At 60.6% G+C, this 25,067-nt stretch carries 24 protein-coding genes and 1 riboswitch; of the genes, 12 read left to right on the forward strand and 12 right to left on the reverse strand.

Translation table 11 applies throughout. From position 1 onward, the window contains the following. Positions 1–2: 2 nt before the first annotated feature. Entirely contained in the window at positions 3–452 is a 450-nt protein-coding gene (locus AB4P90_RS27460) for a cytochrome c (RefSeq protein WP_019817443.1), read from the reverse strand. Between the two features lie 129 nt (positions 453–581). Between AB4P90_RS27460 and AB4P90_RS27465 the strand changes: the two genes are divergently transcribed. Continuing rightward, on the forward strand, positions 582–1,775 hold the full coding sequence (locus tag AB4P90_RS27465) for a murein transglycosylase A (protein WP_133633518.1): 1,194 nt from the start codon (positions 582–584) through the stop codon (positions 1,773–1,775). A gap of 207 nt (positions 1,776–1,982) precedes the next feature. Here the strand turns inward: AB4P90_RS27465 and AB4P90_RS27470 are convergent, their stop codons facing one another. Beyond that, positions 1,983–2,369, reverse strand: coding sequence for an MAPEG family protein (locus AB4P90_RS27470; RefSeq protein WP_014720286.1), 387 nt, complete (start codon positions 2,367–2,369; stop codon positions 1,983–1,985). Positions 2,370–2,398: 29 nt separating this feature from the next. Beyond that, positions 2,399–3,232 carry an EamA family transporter gene (locus AB4P90_RS27475; protein ID WP_014720287.1) on the reverse strand — a complete coding sequence of 278 codons (834 nt, stop codon included), beginning with the start codon at positions 3,230–3,232 and terminating at the stop codon, positions 2,399–2,401. 103 nt (positions 3,233–3,335) lie between these two features. Here AB4P90_RS27475 and AB4P90_RS27480 point away from each other — a divergent pair, with 103 nt between their 5' ends. Continuing rightward, positions 3,336–4,571 (forward strand): sodium:proton antiporter, encoded by a 1,236-nt coding sequence (locus AB4P90_RS27480; RefSeq protein ID WP_014720288.1) that lies wholly within the window; start codon positions 3,336–3,338, stop codon positions 4,569–4,571. Here the strand turns inward: AB4P90_RS27480 and AB4P90_RS27485 are convergent. Beyond that, positions 4,555–5,430, reverse strand: a complete 876-nt coding sequence (locus AB4P90_RS27485; RefSeq protein ID WP_014720289.1) for a LysR substrate-binding domain-containing protein — start codon at positions 5,428–5,430, stop codon at positions 4,555–4,557. The genes AB4P90_RS27480 and AB4P90_RS27485 overlap by 17 nt on opposite strands. A gap of 92 nt (positions 5,431–5,522) precedes the next feature. On the opposite strand from AB4P90_RS27485, the gene AB4P90_RS27490 reads away from it, so the two are divergent. Then, positions 5,523–5,936: a VOC family protein gene (locus tag AB4P90_RS27490; protein ID WP_395605513.1), complete on the forward strand. Its 414-nt coding sequence runs from the start codon at positions 5,523–5,525 to the stop codon at positions 5,934–5,936. Positions 5,937–5,970: 34 nt separating this feature from the next. Next, complete coding sequence (locus AB4P90_RS27495; RefSeq protein WP_230957531.1) at positions 5,971–7,260, forward strand: cation:dicarboxylate symporter family transporter; 1,290 nt, start codon at positions 5,971–5,973, stop codon at positions 7,258–7,260. A gap of 19 nt (positions 7,261–7,279) precedes the next feature. Here AB4P90_RS27495 and AB4P90_RS27500 read toward each other — a convergent pair whose 3' ends face one another. From AB4P90_RS27500 to AB4P90_RS27510, 3 genes are all read right to left on the reverse strand, one after another. After that, positions 7,280–8,170: a formate/nitrite transporter family protein gene (locus AB4P90_RS27500; RefSeq protein ID WP_395605514.1), complete on the reverse strand. Its 891-nt coding sequence runs from the start codon at positions 8,168–8,170 to the stop codon at positions 7,280–7,282. A 71-nt stretch (positions 8,171–8,241) separates the two neighbouring features. Beyond that, complete coding sequence (locus tag AB4P90_RS27505; protein ID WP_395605515.1) at positions 8,242–10,161, reverse strand: patatin-like phospholipase family protein; 1,920 nt, start codon at positions 10,159–10,161, stop codon at positions 8,242–8,244. 100 nt (positions 10,162–10,261) lie between these two features. Then, complete coding sequence (locus AB4P90_RS27510; RefSeq protein WP_003194988.1) at positions 10,262–10,666, reverse strand: acyl-CoA thioesterase; 405 nt, start codon at positions 10,664–10,666, stop codon at positions 10,262–10,264. Between the two features lie 199 nt (positions 10,667–10,865). Next, positions 10,866–10,972: riboswitch (S-adenosyl-L-homocysteine riboswitch) on the forward strand. Positions 10,973–10,993: 21 nt separating this feature from the next. On the opposite strand from AB4P90_RS27510, the gene ahcY reads away from it, so the two are divergent. The 5 genes from ahcY (at position 10,994) to AB4P90_RS27535 (ending at position 17,562) form a co-directional block, all read left to right on the forward strand. Further along, the gene (gene ahcY, locus AB4P90_RS27515) at positions 10,994–12,403 is read left to right on the forward strand and encodes an adenosylhomocysteinase (RefSeq protein WP_003194990.1); all 1,410 of its coding nucleotides are present in this window, start codon (positions 10,994–10,996) and stop codon (positions 12,401–12,403) included. 178 nt (positions 12,404–12,581) lie between these two features. Further along, positions 12,582–13,427, forward strand: coding sequence for a methylenetetrahydrofolate reductase [NAD(P)H] (metF, locus tag AB4P90_RS27520; RefSeq protein ID WP_014720294.1), 846 nt, complete (start codon positions 12,582–12,584; stop codon positions 13,425–13,427). Positions 13,428–13,506: 79 nt separating this feature from the next. Beyond that, complete coding sequence (locus tag AB4P90_RS27525; RefSeq protein ID WP_019817436.1) at positions 13,507–14,589, forward strand: hypothetical protein; 1,083 nt, start codon at positions 13,507–13,509, stop codon at positions 14,587–14,589. Between the two features lie 63 nt (positions 14,590–14,652). Then, positions 14,653–15,456, forward strand: a complete 804-nt coding sequence (locus AB4P90_RS27530) for an ABC transporter substrate-binding protein (RefSeq protein ID WP_014720296.1) — start codon at positions 14,653–14,655, stop codon at positions 15,454–15,456. A 222-nt stretch (positions 15,457–15,678) separates the two neighbouring features. Then, on the forward strand, positions 15,679–17,562 hold the full coding sequence (locus AB4P90_RS27535) for a DEAD/DEAH box helicase (RefSeq protein ID WP_014720297.1): 1,884 nt from the start codon (positions 15,679–15,681) through the stop codon (positions 17,560–17,562). 143 nt (positions 17,563–17,705) lie between these two features. Here the strand turns inward: AB4P90_RS27535 and AB4P90_RS27540 are convergent, their stop codons facing one another. Both AB4P90_RS27540 and AB4P90_RS27545 read right to left on the reverse strand, forming a co-directional pair. After that, positions 17,706–18,305, reverse strand: a complete 600-nt coding sequence (locus AB4P90_RS27540) for a YceI family protein (protein ID WP_014720298.1) — start codon at positions 18,303–18,305, stop codon at positions 17,706–17,708. Positions 18,306–18,337: 32 nt separating this feature from the next. Next, positions 18,338–18,889: a cytochrome b gene (locus AB4P90_RS27545; protein ID WP_014720299.1), complete on the reverse strand. Its 552-nt coding sequence runs from the start codon at positions 18,887–18,889 to the stop codon at positions 18,338–18,340. 272 nt (positions 18,890–19,161) lie between these two features. On the opposite strand from AB4P90_RS27545, the gene AB4P90_RS27550 reads away from it, so the two are divergent. Further along, complete coding sequence (locus tag AB4P90_RS27550) at positions 19,162–20,568, forward strand: adenosylmethionine--8-amino-7-oxononanoate transaminase (RefSeq protein ID WP_130174972.1); 1,407 nt, start codon at positions 19,162–19,164, stop codon at positions 20,566–20,568. Positions 20,569–20,656: 88 nt separating this feature from the next. After that, positions 20,657–21,376 carry a 16S rRNA (uracil(1498)-N(3))-methyltransferase gene (locus tag AB4P90_RS27555; protein ID WP_014720301.1) on the forward strand — a complete coding sequence of 240 codons (720 nt, stop codon included), beginning with the start codon at positions 20,657–20,659 and terminating at the stop codon, positions 21,374–21,376. Between the two features lie 134 nt (positions 21,377–21,510). On the opposite strand, the gene AB4P90_RS27560 is transcribed toward AB4P90_RS27555, so the two are convergent. Genes AB4P90_RS27560 through AB4P90_RS27570 form a run of 3 tightly spaced genes read right to left on the reverse strand, consistent with a single transcriptional unit; the run spans position 21,511 to position 24,041 of the window. Continuing rightward, entirely contained in the window at positions 21,511–22,413 is a 903-nt protein-coding gene (locus AB4P90_RS27560; protein ID WP_395605516.1) for a transporter substrate-binding domain-containing protein, read from the reverse strand. Between the two features lie 25 nt (positions 22,414–22,438). Further along, positions 22,439–22,789, reverse strand: coding sequence for a RidA family protein (locus AB4P90_RS27565; protein WP_014720303.1), 351 nt, complete (start codon positions 22,787–22,789; stop codon positions 22,439–22,441). A 10-nt stretch (positions 22,790–22,799) separates the two neighbouring features. Beyond that, positions 22,800–24,041, reverse strand: coding sequence for a D-amino acid dehydrogenase (locus AB4P90_RS27570; protein ID WP_395605517.1), 1,242 nt, complete (start codon positions 24,039–24,041; stop codon positions 22,800–22,802). Between the two features lie 108 nt (positions 24,042–24,149). Between AB4P90_RS27570 and AB4P90_RS27575 the strand changes: the two genes are divergently transcribed. After that, entirely contained in the window at positions 24,150–25,052 is a 903-nt protein-coding gene (locus AB4P90_RS27575; protein ID WP_058410812.1) for a LysR family transcriptional regulator, read from the forward strand. Positions 25,053–25,067: the final 15 nt, after the last annotated feature.

Genomic DNA, 25,067 nt, shown 5'->3' on the forward strand with positions numbered 1-25,067 from the left:
GGTCAATGATCGCGGAACTGTTTATGGCAGGCGCTGCAGGCATCTTCAACTTTTTGCACCGCAGGTTGCAGGCTGCTGGCCTTGTAGGGCTGCACTTGGCTGGCGATCACCAATTCACCGGTGGCCGCCTCAAGATCGCGGGCCAATTGTTGGAACTGCGCCTGTTTTTGCCACACATCATCTTTGGCACTGGTGTGGTCTTCTTCGCGCACGCTCGGGAAATGCTTCCACGGCTCATGGGACAACGCATCCAGTTTGACCGCACCCTCGGCGAACTTGGCGCCGTCAAATGGGATACGCCCGCGCAGCATCCCGCCCAGGTCTTCACCAGTCTTGAGCATCTGCTTGAAGATCGCCTTGCGCTGGCCCAGGGGGGAATTGGGATCAACACCGCCACAGGCAGACACTGCCAGGCAGGCCAGCAATACAACGGTCAATTTTTTTAACATCATCATGGCTTCAAGGTCACGGGAAACGGCGGCCAGTATCCTCGCACCGCCCGCAAAGACCAATAGCCCTATTAATAATAAGGGTTGCCCTAATGCAGTGAAGCACGGGCAATCGTTTCAGGAATTGCTTGCATGAATGTCACCTTCAAACCCTGGGGCCGGCGCCTGGCGTGGGCTCTGCCAATGTTCGCGCTACTGGCCGGCTGCGATGCCGGTAAAGACGCCGGCAAAGAAGCTGCCCAGGAACCCACCAAACCTCACGCCGTTGCCACCTACGTGAGCGCACCGTGGGAAGCCTTGCCGAGCGTTTCCGACAGCGACTTGCTCGCCGGCTTCGAATCCTGGCGCAGCGCCTGCCAGCGCCTCAAGGCCGACCCGATCTGGGGCCCGACCTGCGCGGCAGCGACCAGCGTTCCGGGCGATGCCGTGGCGGTTCGTGGCTTTCTCAAGGAACACCTGGATGTCTTCGGCCTGCGTTCGGCGGACAACACGCCAAACGGCTTGATCACAGGTTATTACGAGCCGGTCTACCCCGGCAGCCTGACCAAGACCGCCACCGCCCACGTGCCGGTATACGGCGTGCCGGACGACCTGATCATCGTCAACCTCGACAGCATCTACCCGGAACTCAAGGGCAAGCGCCTGCGCGGGCGCCTGGAAGGTCGTGTGCTCAAGCCGTATGACGACGCCAGCACCCTCAACAGCCAAGGCTCCACCGCCAAGCCGATCGCCTGGCTGACCGACCCGATGGACCTGCAATTTCTGCAGATCCAGGGCTCGGGGCGTATTCAACTGGCCGGTGGGCGCCAACTGCGTGTGGGTTACGGCGACCAGAACGGCTACCCGTACCGCCCCATAGGCCGTTGGCTGGTGGAACAAGGCGAACTGAAAAAAGAAGACGTGACCATGGCCGCCATCAGCGCCTGGGCCAAGGCCCACCCGCAGCGCATTCCAGAACTGTTGGCGAGCAACCCCAGCTACGTATTCTTCAGCGCCCGCCCCGACAGTAACGAAGGCCCGCGCGGTTCGCTGAACGTGCCATTGACCGCCGGCTACAGCGTGGCGGTGGATCGCAAGGTGATTCCGCTGGGCAGCCTGTTGTGGTTGTCGACCACCAAGCCGGACGGCACGCCACTGGCACGCCCGGTCGCCGCGCAGGACACCGGCGGCGCAATCACCGGCGAAGTGCGCGCAGATCTGTTCTGGGGCACAGGCAATGCCGCAGGCGAGTTGGCGGGAAATATGAAACAGCAAGGGCAGATCTGGATGCTGTGGCCCAAAGGCGCGGCGTTGCCCCAGGTGCCGGATGCGCCTGCCGGCACCTGAAAAAGGCTGATAATCAATGTGAGAGGGGCGTGCCCTGAACCCAGTCAGCTATCGCAAATCCCCTGTGGGAGCGGGCTTGCCCGCGAAGGCGGCGTGTCAGTCACTGCATCTGTTACTGCACGACCGCTTTCGCAGGCAAGCCAGCTCCCACATTTAATTGATCAACAGCAGGGCTTGCTCCCTCCCGCATAGCGACGGCGTCATCCCTCAGATCGAGACGAAGAAGAAACTCGCAATCAACGCCATACCCACGGCCCACACCAGCGAACGCAAGATCGCCCAGTCCGCCAGGTAGCAAATGATGTACAGCAGGCGGCTGGTGATAAACAGCACTGCCAGCACGTTGATCGTCACCAGTTCGGCGTTGCCGGCCAGGTGCGCAATGATGACGGCGGCGGCAAACGCCGGGGTCACTTCGAAACTGTTGAGTTGCGCGCTATGAGCACGCTTGGCGACGCCTTCCAGGCTCTCGAGGAAGGCACGCGGGTCGTGGTTATCCCGTGGCCCGAACTTGCCTGTACTGAACTTGGCCACACCGGTGCAGATGTACGGCAGAAAGATTGCGATCAACACACACCATAAAGCGACTGTCATCACCGATTCCTTTTAGTTTTATCCGACGGTTAGAGTTTCATCACCAACATGCCAATCAACACCAACCCACAGGCTATGAGCCGTGGACGGCCAAAAGGTTCTTTCAAGTAACGCATACCGAACAGCACCACCAGAATCACACTGACTTCGCGCAGCGCGGCGGCTTCGGCAATCGAGCCCAACTGCATGGCCCAAAGTACCAAAGCGTAGCTCAACAACACGCATAACCCCACGCTCAACCCCAACCGCCACTGGGTGCGCCAGAACAGGCTGAAGGCTGCACGCTTGCGCACCAGCGCCAGCAGCGGAAACGGCCAGGCGCTGATCAGCGTCAACCACACCAGGTAATCCAGCGGGTGCGACCAGCGCCGCAACGCCTGCCCGTCCAAAAAGGTATAACAGCCAATGCACAGGCCGATCAGCAACACCACGGGTAGCATCGACCAGGGCAACCGGTCACCGCCGCCGCCCTGCCACAACAGGCACACCATACCGAACGGGATCAGCAGAATCCCCAGGATTTGCTGGGTACTCAGCACTTCGCCGGCAAACACCAGGGTCAGCACCAGCACCACCAGCGGCGACAAACCGCGCATCAACGGATATACCAGGCCCAGGTCACCCACCCGATAGGCCTGGATCAACAAATAGCGATAGAGCAATTCAAACAGCGCCGAGGCAACGAGCCACGGCCAGAGTTCCAGAGGCGGCAAAGACACGAACCCCACCGCCAATACCACGAACAGCAGCGCCACACTGTCCATGCAAGCGATGACTAAAAGGCGCTCGCCACTGAACTTGATCAAGGTGTTCCACGTCGCATGCAACAGCGCCGCTACCAGCACCAGGGCTGTCGCTACCACCAGAACCTCCTTAATTGATACGTCATGTAACAGCACCTGTTTATACTAAACCCCGATTCGACGCACCCCGTGCGCCTATATTTCCCTGCTCCAAGGACCCCGGATGCTTGAACTTGTCGCCGCTTTCATCTGCCTCACCACCCTGCTCACTTATGTGAACTTCCGTTTTATCGGCCTGCCGCCCACCATCGGCGTGATGGTCACCGCACTGCTGTTCTCGCTGATCCTGCAAGGCCTGAGCGTGCTCGGCTACCCAGGCTTAGAGGAACGCGTCCAACAGCTGATCGGCCAGATCGACTTCGGCGATTTGCTGATGAACTGGATGCTGTCGTTCCTGCTGTTCGCCGGCGCCTTGCACGTCAACTTGAACGACTTGCGCAGCTACCGCTGGCCCATCGGCCTGCTGGCAACCTTTGGCGTGTTGATCGCCACCGTGGTGATCGGCAGTCTGGCGTACTACATCTTCGCCCTGTTTGGCTGGCACGTGAGCTTCCTTTACTGCTTGCTGTTCGGCGCGCTGATTTCCCCCACCGACCCCATTGCGGTGCTCGGCGTGCTGCGGACCGCCAATGCCTCCAAACCGCTGAAAACCACCATCGTCGGCGAGTCGCTGTTCAATGACGGCACCGCCGTGGTGGTGTTTACCGTGCTGCTGGGCATCGCGCAGTTGGGTGAAACACCCACCGTGGGCGCCACGGCCATGCTGTTTGCCCACGAAGCCATTGGCGGCGTGCTGTTTGGCGGGCTGATCGGCTACCTCGTGTACCTGATGATCAAGAGCATCGAACAGCACCAGATCGAAGTCATGCTGACCCTCGCCCTGGTGATCGGCGGCTCGGCCATGGCTTCGGAGCTGCATGTGTCCGCACCGATTGCGATGGTGGTCGCGGGGCTGATCATCGGTAACCTGGGACGCAAGCTGGCGATGAACGACATGACGCGTCGCTACCTGGATGGTTTCTGGGAACTGCTTGATGACATGCTCAACGCCTTGCTGTTTGCACTGATCGGCATGGAGCTGCTGCTATTGCCATTCAACTGGCTGCACGTGTTCGCGGCCAGCCTGCTGGCGGTGGCGATCCTGCTCTCGCGCCTGCTGACCGTGGCCCCGGCGATCCTGTTGCTGCGCCGTTGGCGCTCGGTACCACGCGGCACTATCCGCATCCTCACCTGGGGCGGCCTGCGCGGCGGCGTCTCGGTGGCATTGGCCCTGGCCCTGCCCCTGGGCCCTGAGCGTGACTTGTTGCTGAGCATCACCTATATCGTGGTGCTGTCTTCGATCCTGTTGCAGGGGTTGACGATCGGTCGCGTTGTCAGCCGCGTTACTGGGCCGCAGTAACCGCGCCGCGCAACACTTCAAGTAGGTGCCGCATCGCCAGTGGACGGCGCGGTGTCGAGCCGTACATGACTACCAGCTCGCGCGCATAGCACTGCGGGTTGCCGGCCGGTAACACACTGATGCCGTTGGAGGGCATGCCCGCCCACTGCGGCACCAGCGAAACCCCCATCCCTTGGGCGACCAGCATCAGGATAGTTTCCAGCGCATCCAGCTCACATAGCACCTCTGGGTCGAAGGACTGTTCATCCAGAAAGCGCTGGGCAATCTGACCGCCCCAGGAGCGTGCGTCATAGCGGATGAATGGGCGTTCACGTAACAAGGCAGCCAGCGCCTGCGCACCCCACTGGGCGGGCGCAACCAGAATCAAGGGTTCGGCACGCAGCAAGGCCATCGACAAGGCTTTGGGCGGTTGAAACGGCGGCCGTACCAGTATCGCCGCATCCAACTCCTGGTTGAGTAACTTCTCATAAAGGCTTCTGGAGTCGCCGGGTGTGATCTTCAGCCTCAGCTTGGGTGCTGACATTGTCAGACGCTCGATCACCCCCGGCAAGACGCCGGTCAGCGCCGTGGAAATGGCCCCGATTTTAATTTCCCCCGATAACTCGTCCTGGCTCAGATGCTCCTGCAGCTGGCGCGCCTGTTCAATAACTGCCTGGATTCTGGGCAAGAGCAGCAAGCATTGATCCGAAGGCCAAGCGGCATGTGCCGTGCGCATGAGCAGCGTACAACCCAGCGTGCGCTCAAGCGCCTTGACCCGCAGGCTGATCGCCGCGGCACTACGATTTTCACGGCGCGCAGCGGCGGCTATCGACCCGGTTTCAATGACAGCGACCAGGCTCCTCAGGAATCGAACGTCCATAAGTTTTCCTTTCGCTCAGACCAAGGCAAACCCGTTTTACCCTGGCGGCATCGCCTGTTTAACCTGACAGTTCCCCATCTGGAGAACCAGCCATGAACAGACCCTTTCACGCTGCATACCATGTTTATGACTTAGACGAGGCGCGCATTTTTTATCGAGATGTTTTGGGTTGCACCGAGGGCCGGTGCAGCGAGACCTGGATCGACTTCGACTTTTTCGGCAATCAACTTTCACTGCACCTCGGTACGCCCTTCCCAACCACACGCACCGGCCTGGTCGGTGAGCACCAGGTACTGATGCCGCACCTGGGCGTGGTGCTGCCACTTGATGAGTGGCTGACGCTTGCCGAGCGCCTCACCCGCCTGGGCACGCGCTTCGAGATTCCACCCGTGACCCGCTTTGCCGGCGAACCGGGCGAGCAGCGCACGATGTTTTTTCTCGACCCCAGCGGCATCCCCATCGAAGTGAAAGGGTTCAAGCACTTCGAAGGGTTGTTCGCCCAGTAAATCCCTGACAATCACAACAATAAGGGACACCCCCATGACCACTAGAAAACCCACCAGTCTTATCACTCGCATCATGATCGGCCTGGCTGCCGGGATAATCGTCGGCCTCCTGCTCAATCAATTCCCCGAGCAAAAAACCTGGTTCATCGACAATCTGCTGCAACCGGCTGGCGACCTGTTTATCAAGCTGATGAAGATGATCGTCGTTCCCCTGGTATTTGCCTGCATGACCGTCGGCATCGCCGGCATGGGCAACCCGTCTGCCCTGGGTCGCGTCGGCCTGAAGACCTTCGTGTACTTCTTCACCATCACCAGCATTGCCATCGTCTTCGGGCTGTTGGTTGGCAATGTGGTGCAGCCCGGCTCGGGCGCCGAATTCGGCAGCACGCTGCAGGCACCGGCGACGGGACTGGCCTCCAGTGGCACCCCACAGAACCTGGGCCAGGTACTGCTGGCGATCGTGCCGGATAACATCGTCCTGGCCATGTCACAGGGCAAACTGCTGTCGGTGCTGTTCTTCGCGATCCTGTTCGGTTGTGCCTTGTCGTTGTTGCCCGAGGAGCGCAAAGCGCCCTTGATCAATGTGATGCAAAGCGTCTCCGACACCATGTTCAAAGTCACCCATCTGGTCATGCATTACTCGCCGATAGGTATTTTCGGCCTGATCGCGGTCACCGTCGCCAGCTTTGGCCTCAGTGCGTTGTTGCCGCTGGCCAAACTGATCGGCACGACCTATGTCGCGGTGCTCTTATTTGCCCTGTGTGTATTGGGTGCAGTGGCACGCTTGGCCGGCGTCGGCTTTTTTCACCTGGTGCGGGAAATACGCAGTGAACTGCTGCTGGCCTTCAGCAGTGCCGCCTCGGCGACGGTCATGCCTCAACTGATCGAGAAGATGGAGCGCTATGGCGCGCCACGGCCCATTACCAGCATGGTGATCCCACTGGGGTACTCGTTCAATCTGGATGGTGCATCGCTGTTTGCCGCACTCGGCACGCTGTTCATCGCCCAAGCGTATGGCATCGACTTGAGCCTGGCGGATCAAGGCATGCTGGTCTTGATCATGGTGCTGACATCAAAGGGCGCGGCGGGCGTGCCAGGCTTCATGTTTATCATCCTGACCGCGACGTTGACCGCGGCCGGGCTTCCCGTGGAGGGTGTGGCGATCATCGCGGGCATCTATCGTCTGATGGATATGCCCGTCACAGCACTGAATGTACTGGGCAACGCATTGGCCCCGCTGGTAATTGCTCGCTGGGAAGGTCAGCTCAAGGCACCCGACAGCACGCTGGCCTGCGAACCTCCCAGCGTGCCCTTCAAGGCCTGACGCGTCAGCCAGGGTAATGTCAGACTTTGCCCTTATCCTGACGGGGCTTCGCCTGTGTGTGAGATTGAGCAACAGCAGGCACGGACGCCTCGCTGCGAACCTGCGCATGGCTGATCAACGCAAAGATGAAACTACCGCCGATGATGTTGCCGGCCAGAGTCGGCCCGGCGAAGACCAGCCAGAAATCCTTCCACGGCAACTCGCCGGCAAACACCAGGTAGGACACTTCCGCTGAACCGACGACGATATGGGTGAAGTCGCCCAGTGCCATGAAGTAGGTGATCAGGATGATAATCCACAGCTTGGCACTCTCCATCGACGGAATCATCCAGACCATGGTGGCGATCATCCAACCGGAGACGATGCCCTTGGCGAACATCTGCGCGGGGTCGTTCTCCATGACCTTGCGCCCGATCTCGAGGAAGGCCAGGTCGGTCTTGGTATCGAAGATCGGTAGGTGCAGCATCACGTAGGCCACCAGCAAGGTGCCGCACAGGTTGCCCACCAGCACCACCGTCCACAGCCGTAACAAGCGCCCGGCGTTGGCCAGAGTCGGTTTGCTCATCACCGGCAGCACGGCGGTCAGGGTGTTTTCGGTAAACAACTGCTGACGAGCAAGAATCACCGCGAGAAAGCCTGCGCAATAGCCAAAGCTGGCAATGACCTTGAATTCATCACCGTCCGGCAGGCGTGAATTGAGCAGGCCCATGCCCATTAGCGACAAGCCCATGGTCAGGCCAGCGGCCAGCGCCGACCACCACAACGCTGCCACACTGCGCTCTAGCTCCTGATCGCCCTGGGTGCGGATAATTTCGTGTAATACAGCCGCGCGAGGCGGCTGGTTCTCGTCAACGTTTTGCTGCTCTTCCTGCGACAGGTTGGGGGTCTTGCCGTCTGCTTGAGTGGCCATGATGTACCTGAGTCCAAGGGGTGCCTGTAGCTACGACACGCCGCGACGATGGCTGTTCAGTGGCACCGCAACTAAACCGGAATACGCCAGGCCTTGGCCTGCTCCACGGTGGTAGAGCTGAAGGGTTTACTCCAGGGTTTATTGCGCGCCCGGTAATGTTTGACGATGCCATCAAGCACACGGTTGAACTCCGCTGGCGTCGTCGCCTCGCCCAAATCCCGCACCGCACGTTGCAATAACTCAACGTTGGCAGCCGGTTGGCCAGGACGATATAGCGAGGGGTAAATGACTTCGCGGATAAAATTCTCTGCCTTCACGCCGATATCGCGTTTTTGCATTTCCGCGACGGCGCTGGTCAACACTTTGGACAGGCCTGAGCCATTGTTCGACGCCTGCTTGGTGCCCACCTGCAGCAGTTGCTGGAAATTACGCTGGCCTGGCGCATTCAGGCGCTTGCCCAGCCACTCGATATCCTCGGGTCTACGGGCGAGCGCATCCAGATTGCGCAGCGCCGAGGCTAATTTCGGCGTGATCACCAGCGACGTGCTGGTTTGATTCGCCTCGGCAATCGCAGTGTCCAACGCCTGTAACGCCTGCTGTGTGTCTTTGCGAAAGCGCAACGCCTCGGCGCCGGCCGCATCGTTTTGCAGGTCAACTTGCACGCTGGCGAGCATTTGATCATCCATCGCCATCACGGCATCGTTCAGCGAGGGGAACTCATGGCGCTCACGCTCCAGCTCACGCTGTTGCAGATGCCCTGACACCGCCTGGCGAGCCTGGGCCTGCAAATGCTGTTTCTGCTCGGGGGTCATGGTGAAGTTGACGGTACCACCGAGCAGGCCGCGAAAGTCGCCTTTGTCCGAGTTCAGCGGCAACGTGACCGTTTGTTCCGAGAACGCCTGGAGCCGGTCATTCTGGTAGCTTTCAGCGGCGGTGTGTGGCGTGCCGGTGAACGTGTCGGCCAGAAAGCTGAAAAAACCACCGCTCCTGGGCGGCGCTGATGCCTTGTCAGACTCGAACTTGACGATCAGCGCTTCGTCCTTGCCCAGGGGGCTTTCCGGGAACGAGCGCTCGATGACACCTGGCGCAGGGGTATTGAGCAGCAACCCGCCGTCCTGAAACGCCGTGACCTGCGACGCCGCCTGGAACCCGTGACCCTGCTCGGTGGGGCTCTTGAACAGCCCAGGCAGGGCGCCCGAAATAAGAGCGGCGCGGCCGATATCCATATCCGGTGTCAGGTTGGCATTGAACACCACCAACTGCGGGCGGCCATCGAACATGCCCGTGCCGGTGATGTTCAATTGCTTGATCGCCGGAATATGCCGGCTCAACACTTCCAAGTCGCGAAAAGTCGCCCCACCACCAGCGCTGAGCCGTTCGGCAATTGCTGTAACTTCCGGGGGGCGGTTGGCTGGGGGCATACCGGCGATATGGGCGAGAATCGATTGACGCGATTCGTTGCGGATCAAGTCCTCCAGCGGCTGCCCCTCGGTTTGTAGGCGCGGCAGCAACGTCAGCAGCAGTTGAGAGATATTTCCAACCGGCCCGGGCAGACTTCTGACGAGCTTGCCGAGCTCGGAACTGGCTTCCTGCAACCAAGCCGTGACCGGGTCTTTGCTGTTGAGCAAGCGGGGCAGGTCTAGGTTATTCGACAGTTGCGTAAAGGCCTTGGCATCCATGCCGCTGGCGAGCAGTGCTGCGCAAATCGCACCGGCAGATGAGCCGGAAACCACTTTTACGCCTTTGAGTTTGTCGGCCTCTTCAAGCGCTTGCACCATGCCTGGAAAGGCGATGCCCTTGGCGCCACCACCACTGAGCACCAGGTGAGCGGGCGGCGGCGGTGACACCACCACCTCCACACGCCCATCGCTGTGACGATAAATACTCAGGTTGCGCTCGCCCACACCTTTGACCAAGGGCACCTTGGCGCCCTGGTCGCTGATTTGCGGCGATGGGGGGTGATTCTCTACAACAGAACTGGAGACTTTCATACACAAGGCTCTCTCTACAGGATGTAGGCCTGAGTGATGAGAGAGCCTCAGATAGATCCACGCGGAATGATTTGGTAAAGCAAATCAGGCCGCAGGGTTGTTACTCGGGAAGACTGTCGTCCTTGAACTGGTCCTTCACGTACTTGATTTCGGTACGGCCGTGGGGCGCCGGCAAACCGTCTTCGCCCAGGTTGACGAAGACCATTTTTTCCACGGTCAGGATGCTTTTGCGCGTGATCTTGTTGCGCACTTCACAGGTCAGGGTGATGGAGGTGCGGCCGAACTCGGTGGCAGTGATGCCCAGTTCGATGATGTCGCCCTGGCGTGAAGCGCTGACAAAGTTGATTTCCGAGATGTACTTGGTGACCACGCGCTGGTTGCCGAGCTGGACAATCGCGTAGATGGCCGCTTCTTCGTCGATCCAGCGCAGCAAGCTACCGCCGAACAGAGTGCCGTTGGGGTTGAGGTCTTCGGGTTTTACCCATTTGCGGGTGTGGAAGTTCATGGTCACTCCAAAGCGTCTTGCGAAATGATGGGCAACATCATGGCAGAGCCCAGGCCCAAGCTCTATGAGCCATTGCCTATCAACCCCATGCGCGATCTTCATTGCCACCGACAGAAAGGCTTGGGAAGTGCCACATACACGGCTATAATCGCCTCCGTTTCAAAACGGTCATCTTCGATTGATACCGTTCTCCCGCCACCTGTCCGAGGGGCGCTGCAGCAGGTTAAACCTGTCAGGCTCGGATGGGGCGTTGTCCGGCCTGGTTGCCTTGGCCTGATACTAAACGCACAACGGCGCCCATTCGCACACTACGAATGGAGGCTCTCTATGAGCGCTGTAATGACGCCTGCTGATTTCAATGACTACAAAGTCGCCGATATGTCCCTCGCTGCCTGGGGCCGTCGCGAAACCTTTATCGCCGAATCCGAAATGCCGGCCCTGATGGGCCTGCGTCGCAAGTACGCCGCTGAGCAGCCGCTCAAGGGCGCCAAGATTCTCGGCTGCATCCACATGACCATCCAGACTGCCGTGCTGATCGAAACCCTGGTTGCCCTGGGTGCCGAAGTGCGTTGGTCGTCGTGCAACATCTTCTCGACTCAGGACCAGGCCGCTGCCGCTATCGCTGCTGCCGGTATCCCGGTATTCGCCTGGAAAGGCGAGACTGAAGAAGAGTACGAGTGGTGCCTGGAGCAAACCATCCTCAAAGATGGCGCGCCTTGGGATGCCAACATGATCCTGGACGACGGCGGCGACCTCACCGAGTTGCTGCACAAGAAATACCCGCAGATCCTCGACCGCGTCCACGGCGTGACCGAAGAGACCACCACCGGCGTACACCGCCTGCTGGACATGCTGGCCAAGGGCGAGCTGAAAATCCCGGCCATCAACGTCAACGACTCGGTGACCAAGAGCAAGAACGACAACAAGTACGGCTGCCGTCACAGCCTGAACGATGCGATCAAGCGCGGCACCGACCACCTGCTGTCGGGCAAGCAAGCCCTGGTGATCGGCTACGGTGACGTGGGCAAGGGTTCGTCCCAGTCCCTGCGTCAGGAAGGCATGATCGTCAAGGTCTCCGAAGTTGACCCGATCTGCGCCATGCAAGCCTGCATGGACGGTTTCGAAGTGGTTTCGCCGTTCATCAACGGCCAGAACGACGGCACCTCCGCCTGCATCGACGCAGCCCTGCTGGGCAAGATCGACCTGATCGTCACCACCACCGGTAACGTGAATGTGTGCGATGCGAACATGCTCAAGGCCCTGAAGAAGCGCGCCGTTGTCTGCAACATCGGCCACTTCGACAATGAAATCGACACCGCTTTCATGCGTAAGAACTGGGCATGGGAAGAAGTGAAGCCGCAGGTACACAAGGTTCACCGTACCGGCGCTGGTGATTTCGACCCACAGAACGACGACTACCTGATCCTGCTGGCCGAAGGCCGCCTGGTGAACCTGGGCAACGCCACTGGTCACCCAAGCCGCATCATGGATGGCTCGTTCGCCAACCAGGTGCTGGCGCAGATCTTCCTGTTCGAACAGAAGTACGCCGACCTGTCGCCCGCCCAGAAAGCCGAGCGCCTGACCGTGGAAGTACTGCCCAAGAAACTCGACGAAGAAGTGGCCCTGGAAATGGTCCGCGGCTTCGGCGGCGTCGTGACTCAACTGACCAAGACCCAGGCCGACTACATCGGCGTGACGGTTGAAGGTCCGTTCAAGCCGCACGCTTACCGCTACTGATCGGCCTTGCTGGCGCCGGTTCTTCTGTGGGAGCCGGGCTTGCCCGCGATGCAGACGCCTCGGTGTTCCAGTAACACCGAGCTGATGCTATCGCAGGCAAGCCAGCTCCCACAGAAAGCCAGGCACCCGCATCGATTGCGTATGCCTTCCAGGCTTTCGAGTTTCCAAGGGTATTACCATGTCCCAAGACCGTCGCTACAGCTTCGAGTTCTTCCCGACCAAGACCGATGCTGGACATGAAAAACTGATGGCCACTGCCAAGCAGTTGGCCAGCTTCAACCCTGACTTCTTCTCCTGCACCTACGGCGCTGGCGGTTCGACCCGTGATCGCACGATCAACACCGTGTTGCAGCTGGAAAGTGAAGTCAAAGTTCCCGCCGCTCCGCATCTGTCCTGCGTGGGCGACAGCAAGGCCGACCTGCGTAGCCTGCTGACCCAATACAAAGCCGCCGGCATCAAGCGCATCGTTGCCCTGCGTGGCGACCTGCCATCGGGTATGGGCATGGCCAGCGGTGAGCTGCGCTACGCCAACGACCTGGTGAGCTTCATCCGCGAAGAAAGTGGCGATCACTTCCATGTCGAAGTAGCCGCTTACCCGGAGATGCACCCCCAGGCGCGCAATTTCGAAGACGATTTGCAGAATTTCGTGCGCAAGGCCAATGCCGGTGCCGACAGCGCAATCACCCAGTATTTCTTCAACGCCGACAGCTACTTCTACTTTGTCGAGCGAGTACGGGCGATGGGCGTGAACATCCCAATCGTGCCGGGCATCATGCCGATCACCAATTACAGCAAGTTGGCGCGCTTCTCCGACGCCTGCGGCGCCGAGATCCCACGCTGGGTGCGCAAGCAACTGGAAGCCTATGGCGATGACGTCAAAAGCATCCAGGCGTTCGGCGAGCAGGTTATCACCGAGATGTGTGAGCAATTGTTGCAAGGTGGTGCGCCAGGGTTGCATTTCTATACCCTGAACCAGGCTGAACCCAGCCTTGCCATCTGGAACAACCTCAAGCTGCCACGTTAACGCTTGACCGGTTGTACCAAGGCCCTCGTTCTGACGAGGGCCTTTGTCGTTTTACGTTACCCACGGAACCCCGCAGTCCATGAATACAGTGCCCCCGACGTCCCGCCCGCAACTGGTTTACCTGGTCTTCGGCGCCGACACCTACCATCAGGAAGCGGTATTCAGCATCGCCAGCGCACTGGCGTTCCTGCAGGACACACCGGATGCGAACATCGACATCCAGGTATTCAGCGACAACCCCGAGCCCTATCGCTTGCTGCCGGTGCGCGTGCGCCCACTGGACGAAGCCACCCGCAAACGCTGGAGCGAGCCCCACGGTTATCACTTTCGCACCAAGCACGTGGTGCTGCGCCAAGTCCTGCAAGAATCCCCCGTGGCGCTGCTGATCGACACTGACACCTTCTTCCATCATTCGCCCATGGCCCTGTTCGAACGCGTAGAGCCCGGCACCCTGCTGTGCAACGCCTTTTACACCAAGTACGGCGACAACCACGAAAGCATCCTCTACACCGCCCTGCGTCAGCGCCTGCTGGACATGGGCGTGGCCGACGATGACATGATGACCCTCAACTCCGGCGTCATGGGCCTGACCCAACAGGATGCGCACATCCTCGACCGCTCCATCGAGTTGATGGATGAACTGTTCCCCCATGCCCAAGGCGCCTACACCCTGGAAGAGTTCTGCCTGTCGATCGCCGCCTACCGTACCGTAAAGGTGCGCGAGTGCCCGGACCTGATCCACCATTACTGGAGCCGCAAACAGCTGTTCCGGGCCAAGGTCAAGGCGTGGATCGCCAAGCACGCGAGCGCCCCCACCAGTGCGCAGGCCCTGGCCGATACGCGTCAGGTCTCCTCGCACCTGCCGCGCCCGCCGCGTTTGCAACGCTTGATGTACAAGCTGATCACCCTGCTGCTGCCCAAGCACCAGCAACAATTCATCCGCGAAATCCTTTACGGCTGCTACGAACACGAAAACGAGTTCGACCAGGCCTGCGGTCCGGTCTGGTGGGACAAGGCCCGACAAAACCAGGAAGAACGCCAGAAGCGCCCGCTTGATGCACACCAGTTGGAACACTGGTTTGCCAACCCCCTGGTGCGCCTGATTCTGGGCGAGCGCCGCGCCGCGATCCACGAACACCTGCTGAACGCTCCCGCGAAGTAAGACCGCCCGCCAATGCGCGTGCCAGAGCTTCTCTTTCTTCGGGGAGCGTCGTAACCTCAGGCTATGCCCGTCCTCTTCAAGCTGTTGACCGCTGTGTTTTTTTCTTGCCTGAGCCTAGCCGCTCATGGCGAGAAACTGCGCATTGTCACCGAACCCTGGGCGCCCTATGTCTACGAAGACAACGGCACCATGGCCGGCCTGGATTATGAAACCACAGTGATCGTGTTCCAGCGCCTGGGGGTGGAGGTGCAATGGCAGTTCCTGCCCTGGAAGCGCTGCCTGGCGATGCTCGACCAGGGCCACGCCGACGGCGCGCTGGATATCTTTCACAGCCAGGAGCGCGACGCGTTGCTGCTCTATCCCAGCGAGCCGTTGTCGGAAGTCGAATTCGTTTTGTTCTATGCCAACGAACGCCCTCACCCCGCCGCCACGCTCGACGACCTGCGCGGCCTGACGGTTGGCGTTTCCCCGGGCTACCTGTATGGCGACGCGTTCAGTGAGGCCAACACCTTCCAGCGCGAACCCGCCCCCAGCCATGAAGCCAACTTTGGCAAACTCATGCTGGGGCGCGTCGATATGGTGGTGACTGACCGGCGCGTGGGGCACCACGTGCTCAAGGCCCTGGGCCTGGAAGGTAAAGTCAGCCAGGCATCGGTGGTGGTCAGCCGCCAGCAGCAATTTCTTGCGGTACGCCGTGGCGCAGGCATGGACCTGCTGGTGCAACGCTTTGCCGCCGAGCTCAAGCGCTTCAAGCAAGAGCCCGCCTATGCCACATTGAGCGCCAAATATGGGCGGATGCACGAGCAAACAGCCCCCATACCAGCCCCCGAACACGCCGTTGAGCAGCAGGAAAGCAGCGCGCGGTGATTGCTCTGTTATACTGCGGCCTTTCCGCCAGGCTTACGCCCGGCCGCTCGGGTCTTGAAAACGGCACCCAACCCAGCTACTGCGCAGCTTTGCAGCCCGCGCGAGCCGATGGAGTGCCCGCCAGACACAGCAGGACCGGACGGGGTTGCGCTCCCCTAAGCGCCATTCACGCCCGGCAAGATTATCCCTTTGGGCCAAGCCCTAACTAAAACAGGATTACTCATGTCCTTTGCTTCCCTCGGTCTCTCCGAGGCTTTAGTCCGCGCCATCGAGGCAGCGGGCTATACCGAGCCTACTCCGGTGCAACAGCGGGCCATTCCCGCCGTGTTGCAAGGTCGCGACCTGATGGTTGCGGCTCAGACAGGTACTGGTAAAACCGGCGGTTTCGCCCTCCCGATCCTGGAGCGGTTGTTTCCCAACGGTCACCCGGACAAATCCCAACGTCACGGCCCGCGCCAACCGCGCGTACTGGTCCTGACCCCAACCCGCGAACTCGCAGCCCAAGTGCACGACAGCTTCAAGCTGTATGCCCGCGACTTGAAGTTCGTCAGCGCCTGCATCTTCGGCGGCGTCGGCATGAACCCACAGGTTCAGGCCATGTCCCGTGGTGTCGACGTGCTCGTAGCCTGCCCGGGTCGCTTGCTCGACCTGTGCGGCCAAGGCAGCGTCGATTTGTCCCACGTGGAAATCCTCGTGCTGGACGAAGCCGACCGCATGCTCGACATGGGCTTTGTCCATGACGTGAAAAAAGTCCTCGCCCGCCTACCGGCCAAACGGCAGAACCTGCTGTTCTCGGCAACGTTCTCCCAGGACATCACCGCCCTGGCCGGCAAGCTGCTGCATAACCCGGAACGCATCGAAGTCACGCCGCCGAACACCACGGTCGAGCGTATCGAGCAACGCGTGTTCCGCCTGGCCGCCAGCCACAAGCGCTCGCTGCTGGCGCACCTGATCACCCACGGCGCGTGGGAACAGGTGCTGGTGTTCACCCGTACCAAGCACGGCGCCAACCGCCTGGCAGAGTACCTGGACAAGCACGGCCTCACCGCCGTCGCCATCCACGGCAACAAGAGCCAGAACGCACGCACCAAAGCCCTGGCCGACTTCAAGGCCGGCAGCGTGCGTATCCTGGTGGCCACCGATATCGCCGCACGCGGCCTGGATATCGACCAGTTGCCACACGTGGTCAACTTCGAGCTGCCAAACGTCGATGAAGACTATGTGCACCGTATCGGCCGTACCGGCCGTGCCGGTCGTTCGGGCGAGGCCATTTCGTTGGTCGCGCCGGATGAAGAAAAGCTGCTGAAAAGCATCGAACGCATGACCAAGCAGAAAATCGCCGATGGCGACCTGATGGGCTTTGATGCCAGCGCCGTGGAGGCCGAGAAGCCAGAAGCGCGCGAGCGTCCAGACGTGCGCAACCCGCGCAACCCACGTGGTCCGAAGGGCGATGGCCCGAACGGCGGCGGTGGTGGCGGTGGTCGTCGCGACAAAGGCAAGGACAAGGGCAAGGAAAAAACCGCGAGCAGCAGCCGTGGCGAACGCCCGGCCCGTGAGCAGAAGCCCCGTGAAGGCACCCCGGCCCGCGAACAGCGCCAGCCGAGCCAGCCACCACGCGCCGCGGCCGACCGCGCCCCGGACGAGTTCCTTGACGACGATATCGATAACTTCGGTAACCGCGTCGACTACGTGCCCCAGGCCAAACCGGCCCAGGGCCGTGGCCGTCGTCCAGGGGCTCCTGCCCAGGGCGCAGGCGCTCCACGTAGCGGCCAGCCACAGGGCGGTCGCCAGAACGCCCCGCGCAACAGCAGCGGCGGCACCACTGGCACCCCGCCTGCCAAGCGCAGCGGCCCGCGTAATGGCGCACCGCGTGACGGCCAGGCCCGTCGCGAAGATTCACGCAGCAACAACCGCCGCCCTGCCCGTGACGATCAGCCTCGCTCGTCCGAGCCTGCAGTACAAAACCCACGGGGTGGTCCGGCGCCGAAGATCATCCACAAGGAGTCGAAAGCGGATCGCTTCCCGACACCTGAGCAGTTGGATCAACTGCCAGGCCGCCCTCGTGGTGAGAAACCAGCGCTGCTGACTCGCAACCGCGAAGCATAAAAAAAACCCGTATCGTGAGATACGGGTTTTTTTTTGCCTGTAGGAGCTAGCTCGCGAAGGTCGTCAACGATAACGCGGGCATCCTGGTTTAACGCGGTGTCCTTGCGGCCTTCGCGAGCAAGCTCGCTCCTACATACGAAGCATTACTTCGCTTTCACACCTTCAAACGTGATGTACAACTGCACGTTGTCAGACTGTGGACCTACGTCCATGCCGTCCTTGTTGAATTCCTTGCGGCTGATGTTGGTGGTGCCTTCGAAGCCGGCACGGTAGCCGCCCCATGGATCCTTGCCTTCGCCCAGGAACGTGGCTTTGACCAGGATCGGCTTGGTCACGCCGTGGAAGGTCAGGTCCCCGGTCACATCAGCAGTCAGCTTGCCATCAGCATTTTTGCCAGTTGGCTTGACGCTGGTGGAAACGAACTTGGCATCAGGGAATTTGCCCGACTCCAGGAAGTCCTTGCTGTTGACGTGCTTGTCGCGCTCGGCGTGGTTGGAGAACACGCTGGCAGTACGCACGTTGACTTCAATCTTGGCGTCTTCGGGCTTGGCGGCGTCAAAGCTGAACTTGCCATCCAGGTCCTTGAAGGTACCGGTGATGTAGCTGTAGCCCAGGTGGCTGATTTTGAAATCGACGAAGGCGTGCTGGCCTTCCTTGTCGATCACGTAGTCAGCGGCCATCGCCGAACCTGCGGACAGCAGGGCAGAACCGATTGCCAGCGCAGCGAGTGTTTTTTTCAACATGCTTTCTATTCCTTGTGAGTCGAGGTTGAACATCAGGCTTTGCGTCCCAGCATTCGCGCAAGGGTCGCATCACGATCGATAAAATGGTGTTTCAGGGCCGCCACGCCGTGCAAGCCGGCGAAGACCACCAACACCCAGGCCAGGTACAGGTGCACCCAACCCGCGGTATCTGCCTGGTCCGGTAGACCGGAAACCACGGCAGGAATTTCAAACAGGCCAAACACCGGGATACCGACACCGTCTGCGGTGGAAATCAGGTAACCGGCAATCATCACGGCAAACAGCCCGACATAAAGGAACGCGTGCCCAAACGCGGCGCCGATCCGCGTCATGCGGCTATAGCTGGCCAGTGGTGGCGGCGGCGGGCTGACCAGGCGCCAGACGATCCGCACCAGCATGATGGCGAACAGCGTGATGCCAATGCTCTTGTGCAAGTCGGGCGCATCTTTGCGCCAGGCGCTGTAGTAATCGAGACCGACCATCCACAAGCCCAGGGCAAATAAACCGAACACCACCAGGGCTACGCCCCAGTGCAGAACCATGCTGACCCAACCATAGCGGGCCGGCGAATTACGTAGCTGCATGTACTTAATCCCGTAAGAACTGTGCCCAAGACTAGCGCTTTACCTATCGAATTAAAGCGGAAAATTTTGCTTTGAAATATCGAGAAATACGATAAAGAGGCTAGGCATCATAAATTAACAAGGGATTAAGACTATCCCTGGGAAACGTGACAGACCGTCCTGCATTTACTGCGAATTTCCCCACAATGGCTTGTGACCCGAGCCACCATTGCATAGGCTTGCGCGATTGTTTCGCCTGTGCCCGCCGCAGGACCGCTTCGAGGAGATCACCGATGGGCTTGAACAACCAGTGGATGCAACGCGACCTCGCGGTGCTGTGGCATCCCTGCACCCAGATGAAAGACCACCAGCAACTGCCGCTGGTGCCCATCAAGCGCGGTGAAGGCGTATGGCTGGAAGACTTCGAAGGCAAGCGCTACCTCGATGCCGTCAGTTCCTGGTGGGTCAACGTATTCGGCCACGCCAACCCACGGATCAACCAGCGTATCAAGGATCAGGTCGATCAGCTGGAGCACGTGATCCTCGCTGGTTTCAGCCATCAACCGGTGATCGAGTTGTCCGAACGCCTGGTCGCGATGACGCCCGAAGGGCTGACCCGCTGCTTCTACGCCGATAACGGTTCGTCATGCATCGAAGTGGCGCTGAAGATGAGCTTCCACTACTGGCTCAACCGCGGCCAGCCGAACAAAAAGCGCTTCGTCACCCTCACCAACAGCTACCACGGCGAAACCATCGCCGCGATGTCGGTGGGCGACGTGCCGCTGTTTACCGAGACCTACAAGGCGCTGCTGCTCGACACGATCAAGGTGCCGAGCCCGGACTGCTACCTGCGCCCCGAAGGCATGAGCTGGGAAGAACACTCGCGCACCATGTTCCTGGCCATGGAACAGACCCTGGCCGAGCATCACGACAGCGTTGCCGCCGTGATTGTCGAGCCGCTGATCCAAGGCGCCGGTGGCATGCGCATGTACCACCCGGTGTACCTCAAGCTGCTGCGCGAAGCCTGCGACCGCTACGGCGTGCACCTGATCCACGACGAAATCGCCGTGGGCTTTGGCCGCACCGGCAGTATGTTTGCCTGTGAACAAGCCGGCATCCGCCCGGACTTCCTGTGCTTGTCCAAGGCCCTTACCGGCGGTTACCTGCCGCTGGCCGCGGTGGTTACCACGGAAGACGTCTACAGCGCGTTCTACGATGACTACCCCACACTGCGCGCCTTCCTGCACTCCCACAGCTACACCGGCAACCCGCTGGCCTGTGCGGCGGCGTTGGCAACGCTGGATATCTTTGAAGAAGACAACGTCATCGAGAACAACAAGGCCCTGGCCCAGCGCATGGCGACCGCCACCGCGCACCTGGTGGACCATCCTCACGTGTCGGAAGTGCGCCAGACCGGCATGGTGCTGGCTATCGAGATGGTGCAGGACAAAGCCACCAAGGCCGCCTACCCGTGGCAGGAGCGCCGTGGCCTGAAGGTCTTCGAGCACGCGCTGGAGCGCGGTGCGCTGCTGCGGCCGTTGGGCAGCGTGGTGTATTTCCTGCCGCCTTATGTAATTACCCCCGAGCAGATCGACTTTCTGGCCGAGGTGGCCAGCGAGGGGATCGATATCGCCACCAACAGCAAGGTCAGTGTGGCGGTGCCGAAAGATTTCCATCCAGGCTTCCGTGATCCGGGTTGATTGCCTAAATCCTTGTAGGAGCGAGCTTGCTCGCGAAGGCATTCCAGGCGCGCCGCTGCGCCTACATAAACTTCTTCAGAGAACAGAAATGAGACTGTCCCGCTTTTTCACCGACACCCCGCTGAGCCTCGGCGATCACGAACTACCCGAAGCCCAGGCGCATTACATCAGCCGTGTGTTGCGCATGGGTGAAGGCGATGCCGTGCAACTGTTCGACGGCTCTGGCCAGGAGTTTAGTGGCACCTTGCTGGAAGTCGGTAAAAAACGCGTCACCGTGCAACTCACCGATAGCTTTGCCGGCCAAGCCGAATCGCCCCTGCATATTCACCTCGGCCAGGGCCTGTCCCGGGGCGAGCGCATGGACTGGGCGATCCAGAAGGCCACTGAATTGGGCGTCAACGCGATCACACCGATCTTCAGCGACCGCTGCGAGGTACGCCTCAAGGACGAACGCGCCGACAAGCGCTTGCTGCACTGGCGCCAGGTGGCAATCAGCGCGTGCGAGCAATGTGGGCGCTCAACGGTGCCGGTGATTCACCCTCCGCTCTTGCTGGCAGACTGGCTCAAGCAAACCGAGGCGGACTTGAAGCTGGTGCTGCACCCGGTGGCAGAGCCGATGATCAGCCACGCCAAGCCATCGAGCCTGGCGTTCTTGATCGGTCCCGAAGGGGGGCTCACCGATAATGAAGTCGCGACCGCCCAAGACGCCGGCTACCACGCCGCTCGCCTCGGCCCGCGGGTGTTGCGTACCGAGACCGCCCCCGTCGTCGCACTCTCCGTCGCCCAACAACTCTGGGGCGACTTCTAACCTCCCCTGTAAACCCAATCAACTGTGGGAGCTGGCTTGCCTGCGATAGCGGTGTTTCAGGCAGTTAACTTACAACTGACAGACCGCTATCGCAGGCAAGCCAGCTCCTACAGTTTTATCGGGTTACCCAAGGCTTACTCCACTGGGTCACTCACCGGCTTGGCGATGATCGCTTTCAACTCGCTGGTCATCGGGAACTCCAGGTTCAAGCCCTTGGGCGGAATCGGCTGCTCGAACCAGCGCTGGTAAATCCCGTTGATCTCTCCCGAGCGGTACAGCTCGCCCAGGGTTTCGTTGACCACCGCGAGAAACTGCGGGTCATCCTTGCGCACCATGCAGCTGTAGATCTCCCGCGACTGCTCCTCGCCGACCACCACCCAGTGATGCGGGTCCTTGGCCTTGGCACGCTCGCCGTAGAGCAACGCGTCGTCCATATAGAACGCTACGGCCCGGCCAGTCTCGAGCATCTTGAACGCTTCGCCATGGTCCTTGGCGCTGATCACGAACATATTGGCTTTGTGTTCAGCGTTATAACTTTTGAGGAAGCGCTCATTGGTGGTGCCGGCAGTGGTCACCACATTTTTGCCCGCTAGGTCGGCAAAGCCTTTGATCCCGCTGTCCTTGGCCGTCAGCAACTGGCCTTTTACGTAGATAAACCCGTAGGAGAATGCCACCTGCTTCTGCCGCTCAGCCGTCACGCCAGTGGAGCCGCACTCCAGGTCGACAGTGCCGTTCTGCACCAGCGGGATGCGGGTTTGGGACGTCACCAGGTTGTATTTCACCTTGAGGTCGCCCACTGAGGTTTTCTGCTGGATACGCTCGACAATCTTGTTTGCCAGGTCCACCGAGTAGCCCATCGGTTTACCACTGCTATCCCCCACGTAGGAAAACGGCACCGACGCATCGCGGTAGCCCAGGGTGATGGACTTGGCGCTGGCGATCTTGCTCAAAGTGCCCGCCAGCGGCGCTTCGCTTGCATGCGCCTGCGCGCCCCACAAAAAGCCCAGGGTGCAGCCGGTCAACAGGATCTTTTTCATTGTTATTCTCCGTTGGTCTTTGAGGTTATTTACGTACTGCAATCACGCTGATTTCCACCAGCACACTCGGCCGCGCCAGCTCTGCTTGCAAGGTAGTGCGCGTGGGCGCCATGCCTGGCGAGAGCCATGCGGACCAGACATCATTCATCGGTGCAAAACCGGCACCGATGTCCTTCAGGTAAATCGTGGCGTTGAGTAAGTGATCCTTATCGCTGCCCGCCTCGGCCAACAGCGCGTCGATCCTGGCCAGCACTTGCCGGGTCTGAGTAGCCACATCCAGGCCGTCGCCCGGTACCTGGCCCGAAAGGAACACCAGGTCCTTGAACGTCACGGCGCCGCTGAGTCGTTCGTTGCTATTGATTCGGGTAATGGTCATGGCTGCATCCTCAAGCGGCGCGGGGCGTCAGGCCCTGCATATCAATGGAAGGGGGGCGCTGGTCGATCAGCTCGGCCAGCAGTTGGCCGCTGCCGCAGGCCAGGGTGAAGCCCAGTGCGCCATGCCCCAGGTTCAGCCACAGGTTGCGGTAGGCGCTGGCACCGATCAATGGCACGCCCGTCGGTGTTGCCGGGCGCATACCGGCCCATTCGACCGCCTGGGCGTAGTCACCGGCCAAAGGAAACGTTTCCAGCGCCTGACGCTTTATCAACGCCAGGCGCTTGGGCTCAAGACGCGCATCAAAGCCGACAATATCCACCATGGCCGCGATCCGCAGTTGCTCACCTATGCGTGCATAGACGATCTTGCGGTCGTAGTCGGTGATGCTTACGTTCGGTGCTTTGTGCTGCTCGCCGATCGGCACGCTCAGGCTGTAGCCCTTGAGCGGATACAGCGCCAGCGACAAGCGCGGCAATGCCAGCTCGGCACTGCGATGCCCGGCAGCCAATACCAGTTGATCGACCGGCATCACTTCATGGCCCAACTCGATGGCCTGCACCGCACCGTCGGCGTGACGAACCCCGGTAACCTTGCGCCCCAGCAAAAATGTGCAACGCCCGGACGCTTCCAACCTGGCGGCCAGGCGTTGGCAAAAGGCATGACAGTCCGCAACTTCTTCACTGGGCGTATAGATGCCTCCGACAAAATCCCGCGCCGCCAAGGAAGGTTCCAGGCGTTGGCAGTCGGCCATCGACAGTACCTGCTGCTGCAGGATGTCTGTGACGTTGGCGCGCGCACGCTCAAAGGTCCCGGCATTACGGAAGGTCACCAGCTTGCCGTTGCACCGCCAGTCGAAGCCGTCCAGCCGATCGTCGACACGCCATTGCTGCAAGGTGCCTTGGCTCAGGCTCGCCAGCCGCAGCAAGTGGGCAGCGTTGCGCTTGTTCACCGAGCCCCGGCATGCGCCGACGAATGCAGTCATCCAGCGCCATTGCCGGGGGTCGAGGCGAGGGCGCAGTTTGAGCGGAGAGTCCCCACGCAACAGCCACCCCATCGCCTGCAGCGGCACGCCCGCGTCGGCCAGCGGTGCAACATAGCGATAGGACAGCTGCCCACCGTTGGCGAAACTGGTTTCGCTCCCCAGGGTGTCACGGGCGTCTATCACCGTGACCTCGTGGCCTGCCCGCACCAGTGCGTAAGCACTGGCCAGGCCGATGACCCCACCACCGATGATGCAAACCTGCCTCGCCATCCCAGCCCCCGACCGTTGATTAACTGAAGGCCAAGCGTAGGCGCAGGTGACAGGCCACCGACAATGAATAAAGATGGGTCACCTATAAACAAAGGTTATGGACCTGCCATGCGCTTGCGTCATATCGAAATCTTCCAGGCCATTCGCCAGACTGGCTCGATCAGTGCCGCCGCGCAGTTGCTGCACGTCTCGCAACCGGCGGTGACCAAAGTGTTGCAGCACGCCGAACTGCAGCTGGGCTTTGCGCTGTTTCTGCGTGTACGCGGCAAATTGCAACCCACGCCGGAAGCCCTGGCGCTGGAACGCGAAGTCGAGAAAGTCACCGAGAGCTTGCAAGGTGTACGGCGCCTGGCCAAGAGCCTGCGCCGCGCCCCAGGGCAAAGCGTACGCATTGGTGCGATACCCGCGCTGGCCTTGTCGCTGCTGCCTCCAGCGATTCTGGAATGGAAGCGCGAATACCCCGACATGGCTTGCGAGCTGTCCAGCGACCATAGCCGTGAGCTGGTCCAGAAGCTGTTAATGCGCGAAATCGACCTGGCGCTGACCCTCAATTTTTCCGGCCATCCGGGGTTGACCACACAGGTGCTGGCCAATGGCGTGCTGGTTGCATTGGCGTCCAAGGGCTATTGGTCGGCGGCTGAAATCAACCGGCCATTGCCACTGAGCGAACTGGCGGGCGCGCCATTGATCGGGCTCTCCAGTGCCGATCCGCTGGCGACCAAGCTGGACAGCTACCTGGAGAACGTTGATCCACCGCCACGGGTGACCATCTCGGTGCAAACCTATTCCCTGGCCCGGGCGATGGTAGAGTCCGGCGCCGGCTTGACGGTGATCGACCCCTTTACCGCCCTCGGCGCATCGACGGCAACCACCTGTATCCGCACCCTCACGCCCCCCCTGCCGATCACCCTCTACGCCCTGACCCGCGGCGATGAGCCACCGCCGCATATGCTGGCCAAGCTGCTGCAGATTTTCGGCAATCGTGCCCGTGAGTTGCTCGAGCGCCTTTAAAGAGCAGCCACCAGC

It is taken from the genome of Pseudomonas sp. B16120, from assembly GCF_044218845.1.
In the GTDB taxonomy this organism is placed as follows: Bacteria; Pseudomonadota; Gammaproteobacteria; order Pseudomonadales; family Pseudomonadaceae; genus Aquipseudomonas; species Aquipseudomonas paracarnis.

Bases quoted from the DNA above. Each gene is read 5' to 3' on its own strand.
- AB4P90_RS27460 (WP_019817443.1), bottom strand. From the start codon at position 452: ATGATGTTAAAAAAATTGACCGTTGTATTGCTGGCCTGCCTGGCAGTG.
- AB4P90_RS27465 (WP_133633518.1), top strand. From the start codon at position 582: ATGAATGTCACCTTCAAACCCTGGGGCCGGCGCCTGGCGTGGGCTCTG.
- AB4P90_RS27470 (WP_014720286.1), bottom strand. From the start codon at position 2,369: ATGACAGTCGCTTTATGGTGTGTGTTGATCGCAATCTTTCTGCCGTAC.
- AB4P90_RS27480 (WP_014720288.1), top strand. From the start codon at position 3,336: ATGCTTGAACTTGTCGCCGCTTTCATCTGCCTCACCACCCTGCTCACT.
- AB4P90_RS27485 (WP_014720289.1), bottom strand. From the start codon at position 5,430: ATGGACGTTCGATTCCTGAGGAGCCTGGTCGCTGTCATTGAAACCGGG.
- AB4P90_RS27490 (WP_395605513.1), top strand. From the start codon at position 5,523: ATGAACAGACCCTTTCACGCTGCATACCATGTTTATGACTTAGACGAG.
- AB4P90_RS27495 (WP_230957531.1), top strand. From the start codon at position 5,971: ATGACCACTAGAAAACCCACCAGTCTTATCACTCGCATCATGATCGGC.
- AB4P90_RS27500 (WP_395605514.1), bottom strand. From the start codon at position 8,170: ATGGCCACTCAAGCAGACGGCAAGACCCCCAACCTGTCGCAGGAAGAG.
- AB4P90_RS27505 (WP_395605515.1), bottom strand. From the start codon at position 10,161: ATGAAAGTCTCCAGTTCTGTTGTAGAGAATCACCCCCCATCGCCGCAA.
- AB4P90_RS27510 (WP_003194988.1), bottom strand. From the start codon at position 10,666: ATGAACTTCCACACCCGCAAATGGGTAAAACCCGAAGACCTCAACCCC.
- ahcY (WP_003194990.1), top strand. From the start codon at position 10,994: ATGAGCGCTGTAATGACGCCTGCTGATTTCAATGACTACAAAGTCGCC.
- metF (WP_014720294.1), top strand. From the start codon at position 12,582: ATGTCCCAAGACCGTCGCTACAGCTTCGAGTTCTTCCCGACCAAGACC.
- AB4P90_RS27525 (WP_019817436.1), top strand. From the start codon at position 13,507: ATGAATACAGTGCCCCCGACGTCCCGCCCGCAACTGGTTTACCTGGTC.
- AB4P90_RS27530 (WP_014720296.1), top strand. From the start codon at position 14,653: ATGCCCGTCCTCTTCAAGCTGTTGACCGCTGTGTTTTTTTCTTGCCTG.
- AB4P90_RS27535 (WP_014720297.1), top strand. From the start codon at position 15,679: ATGTCCTTTGCTTCCCTCGGTCTCTCCGAGGCTTTAGTCCGCGCCATC.
- AB4P90_RS27540 (WP_014720298.1), bottom strand. From the start codon at position 18,305: ATGTTGAAAAAAACACTCGCTGCGCTGGCAATCGGTTCTGCCCTGCTG.
- AB4P90_RS27545 (WP_014720299.1), bottom strand. From the start codon at position 18,889: ATGCAGCTACGTAATTCGCCGGCCCGCTATGGTTGGGTCAGCATGGTT.
- AB4P90_RS27550 (WP_130174972.1), top strand. From the start codon at position 19,162: ATGGGCTTGAACAACCAGTGGATGCAACGCGACCTCGCGGTGCTGTGG.
- AB4P90_RS27555 (WP_014720301.1), top strand. From the start codon at position 20,657: ATGAGACTGTCCCGCTTTTTCACCGACACCCCGCTGAGCCTCGGCGAT.
- AB4P90_RS27560 (WP_395605516.1), bottom strand. From the start codon at position 22,413: ATGAAAAAGATCCTGTTGACCGGCTGCACCCTGGGCTTTTTGTGGGGC.
- AB4P90_RS27565 (WP_014720303.1), bottom strand. From the start codon at position 22,789: ATGACCATTACCCGAATCAATAGCAACGAACGACTCAGCGGCGCCGTG.
- AB4P90_RS27570 (WP_395605517.1), bottom strand. From the start codon at position 24,041: ATGGCGAGGCAGGTTTGCATCATCGGTGGTGGGGTCATCGGCCTGGCC.
- AB4P90_RS27575 (WP_058410812.1), top strand. From the start codon at position 24,150: ATGCGCTTGCGTCATATCGAAATCTTCCAGGCCATTCGCCAGACTGGC.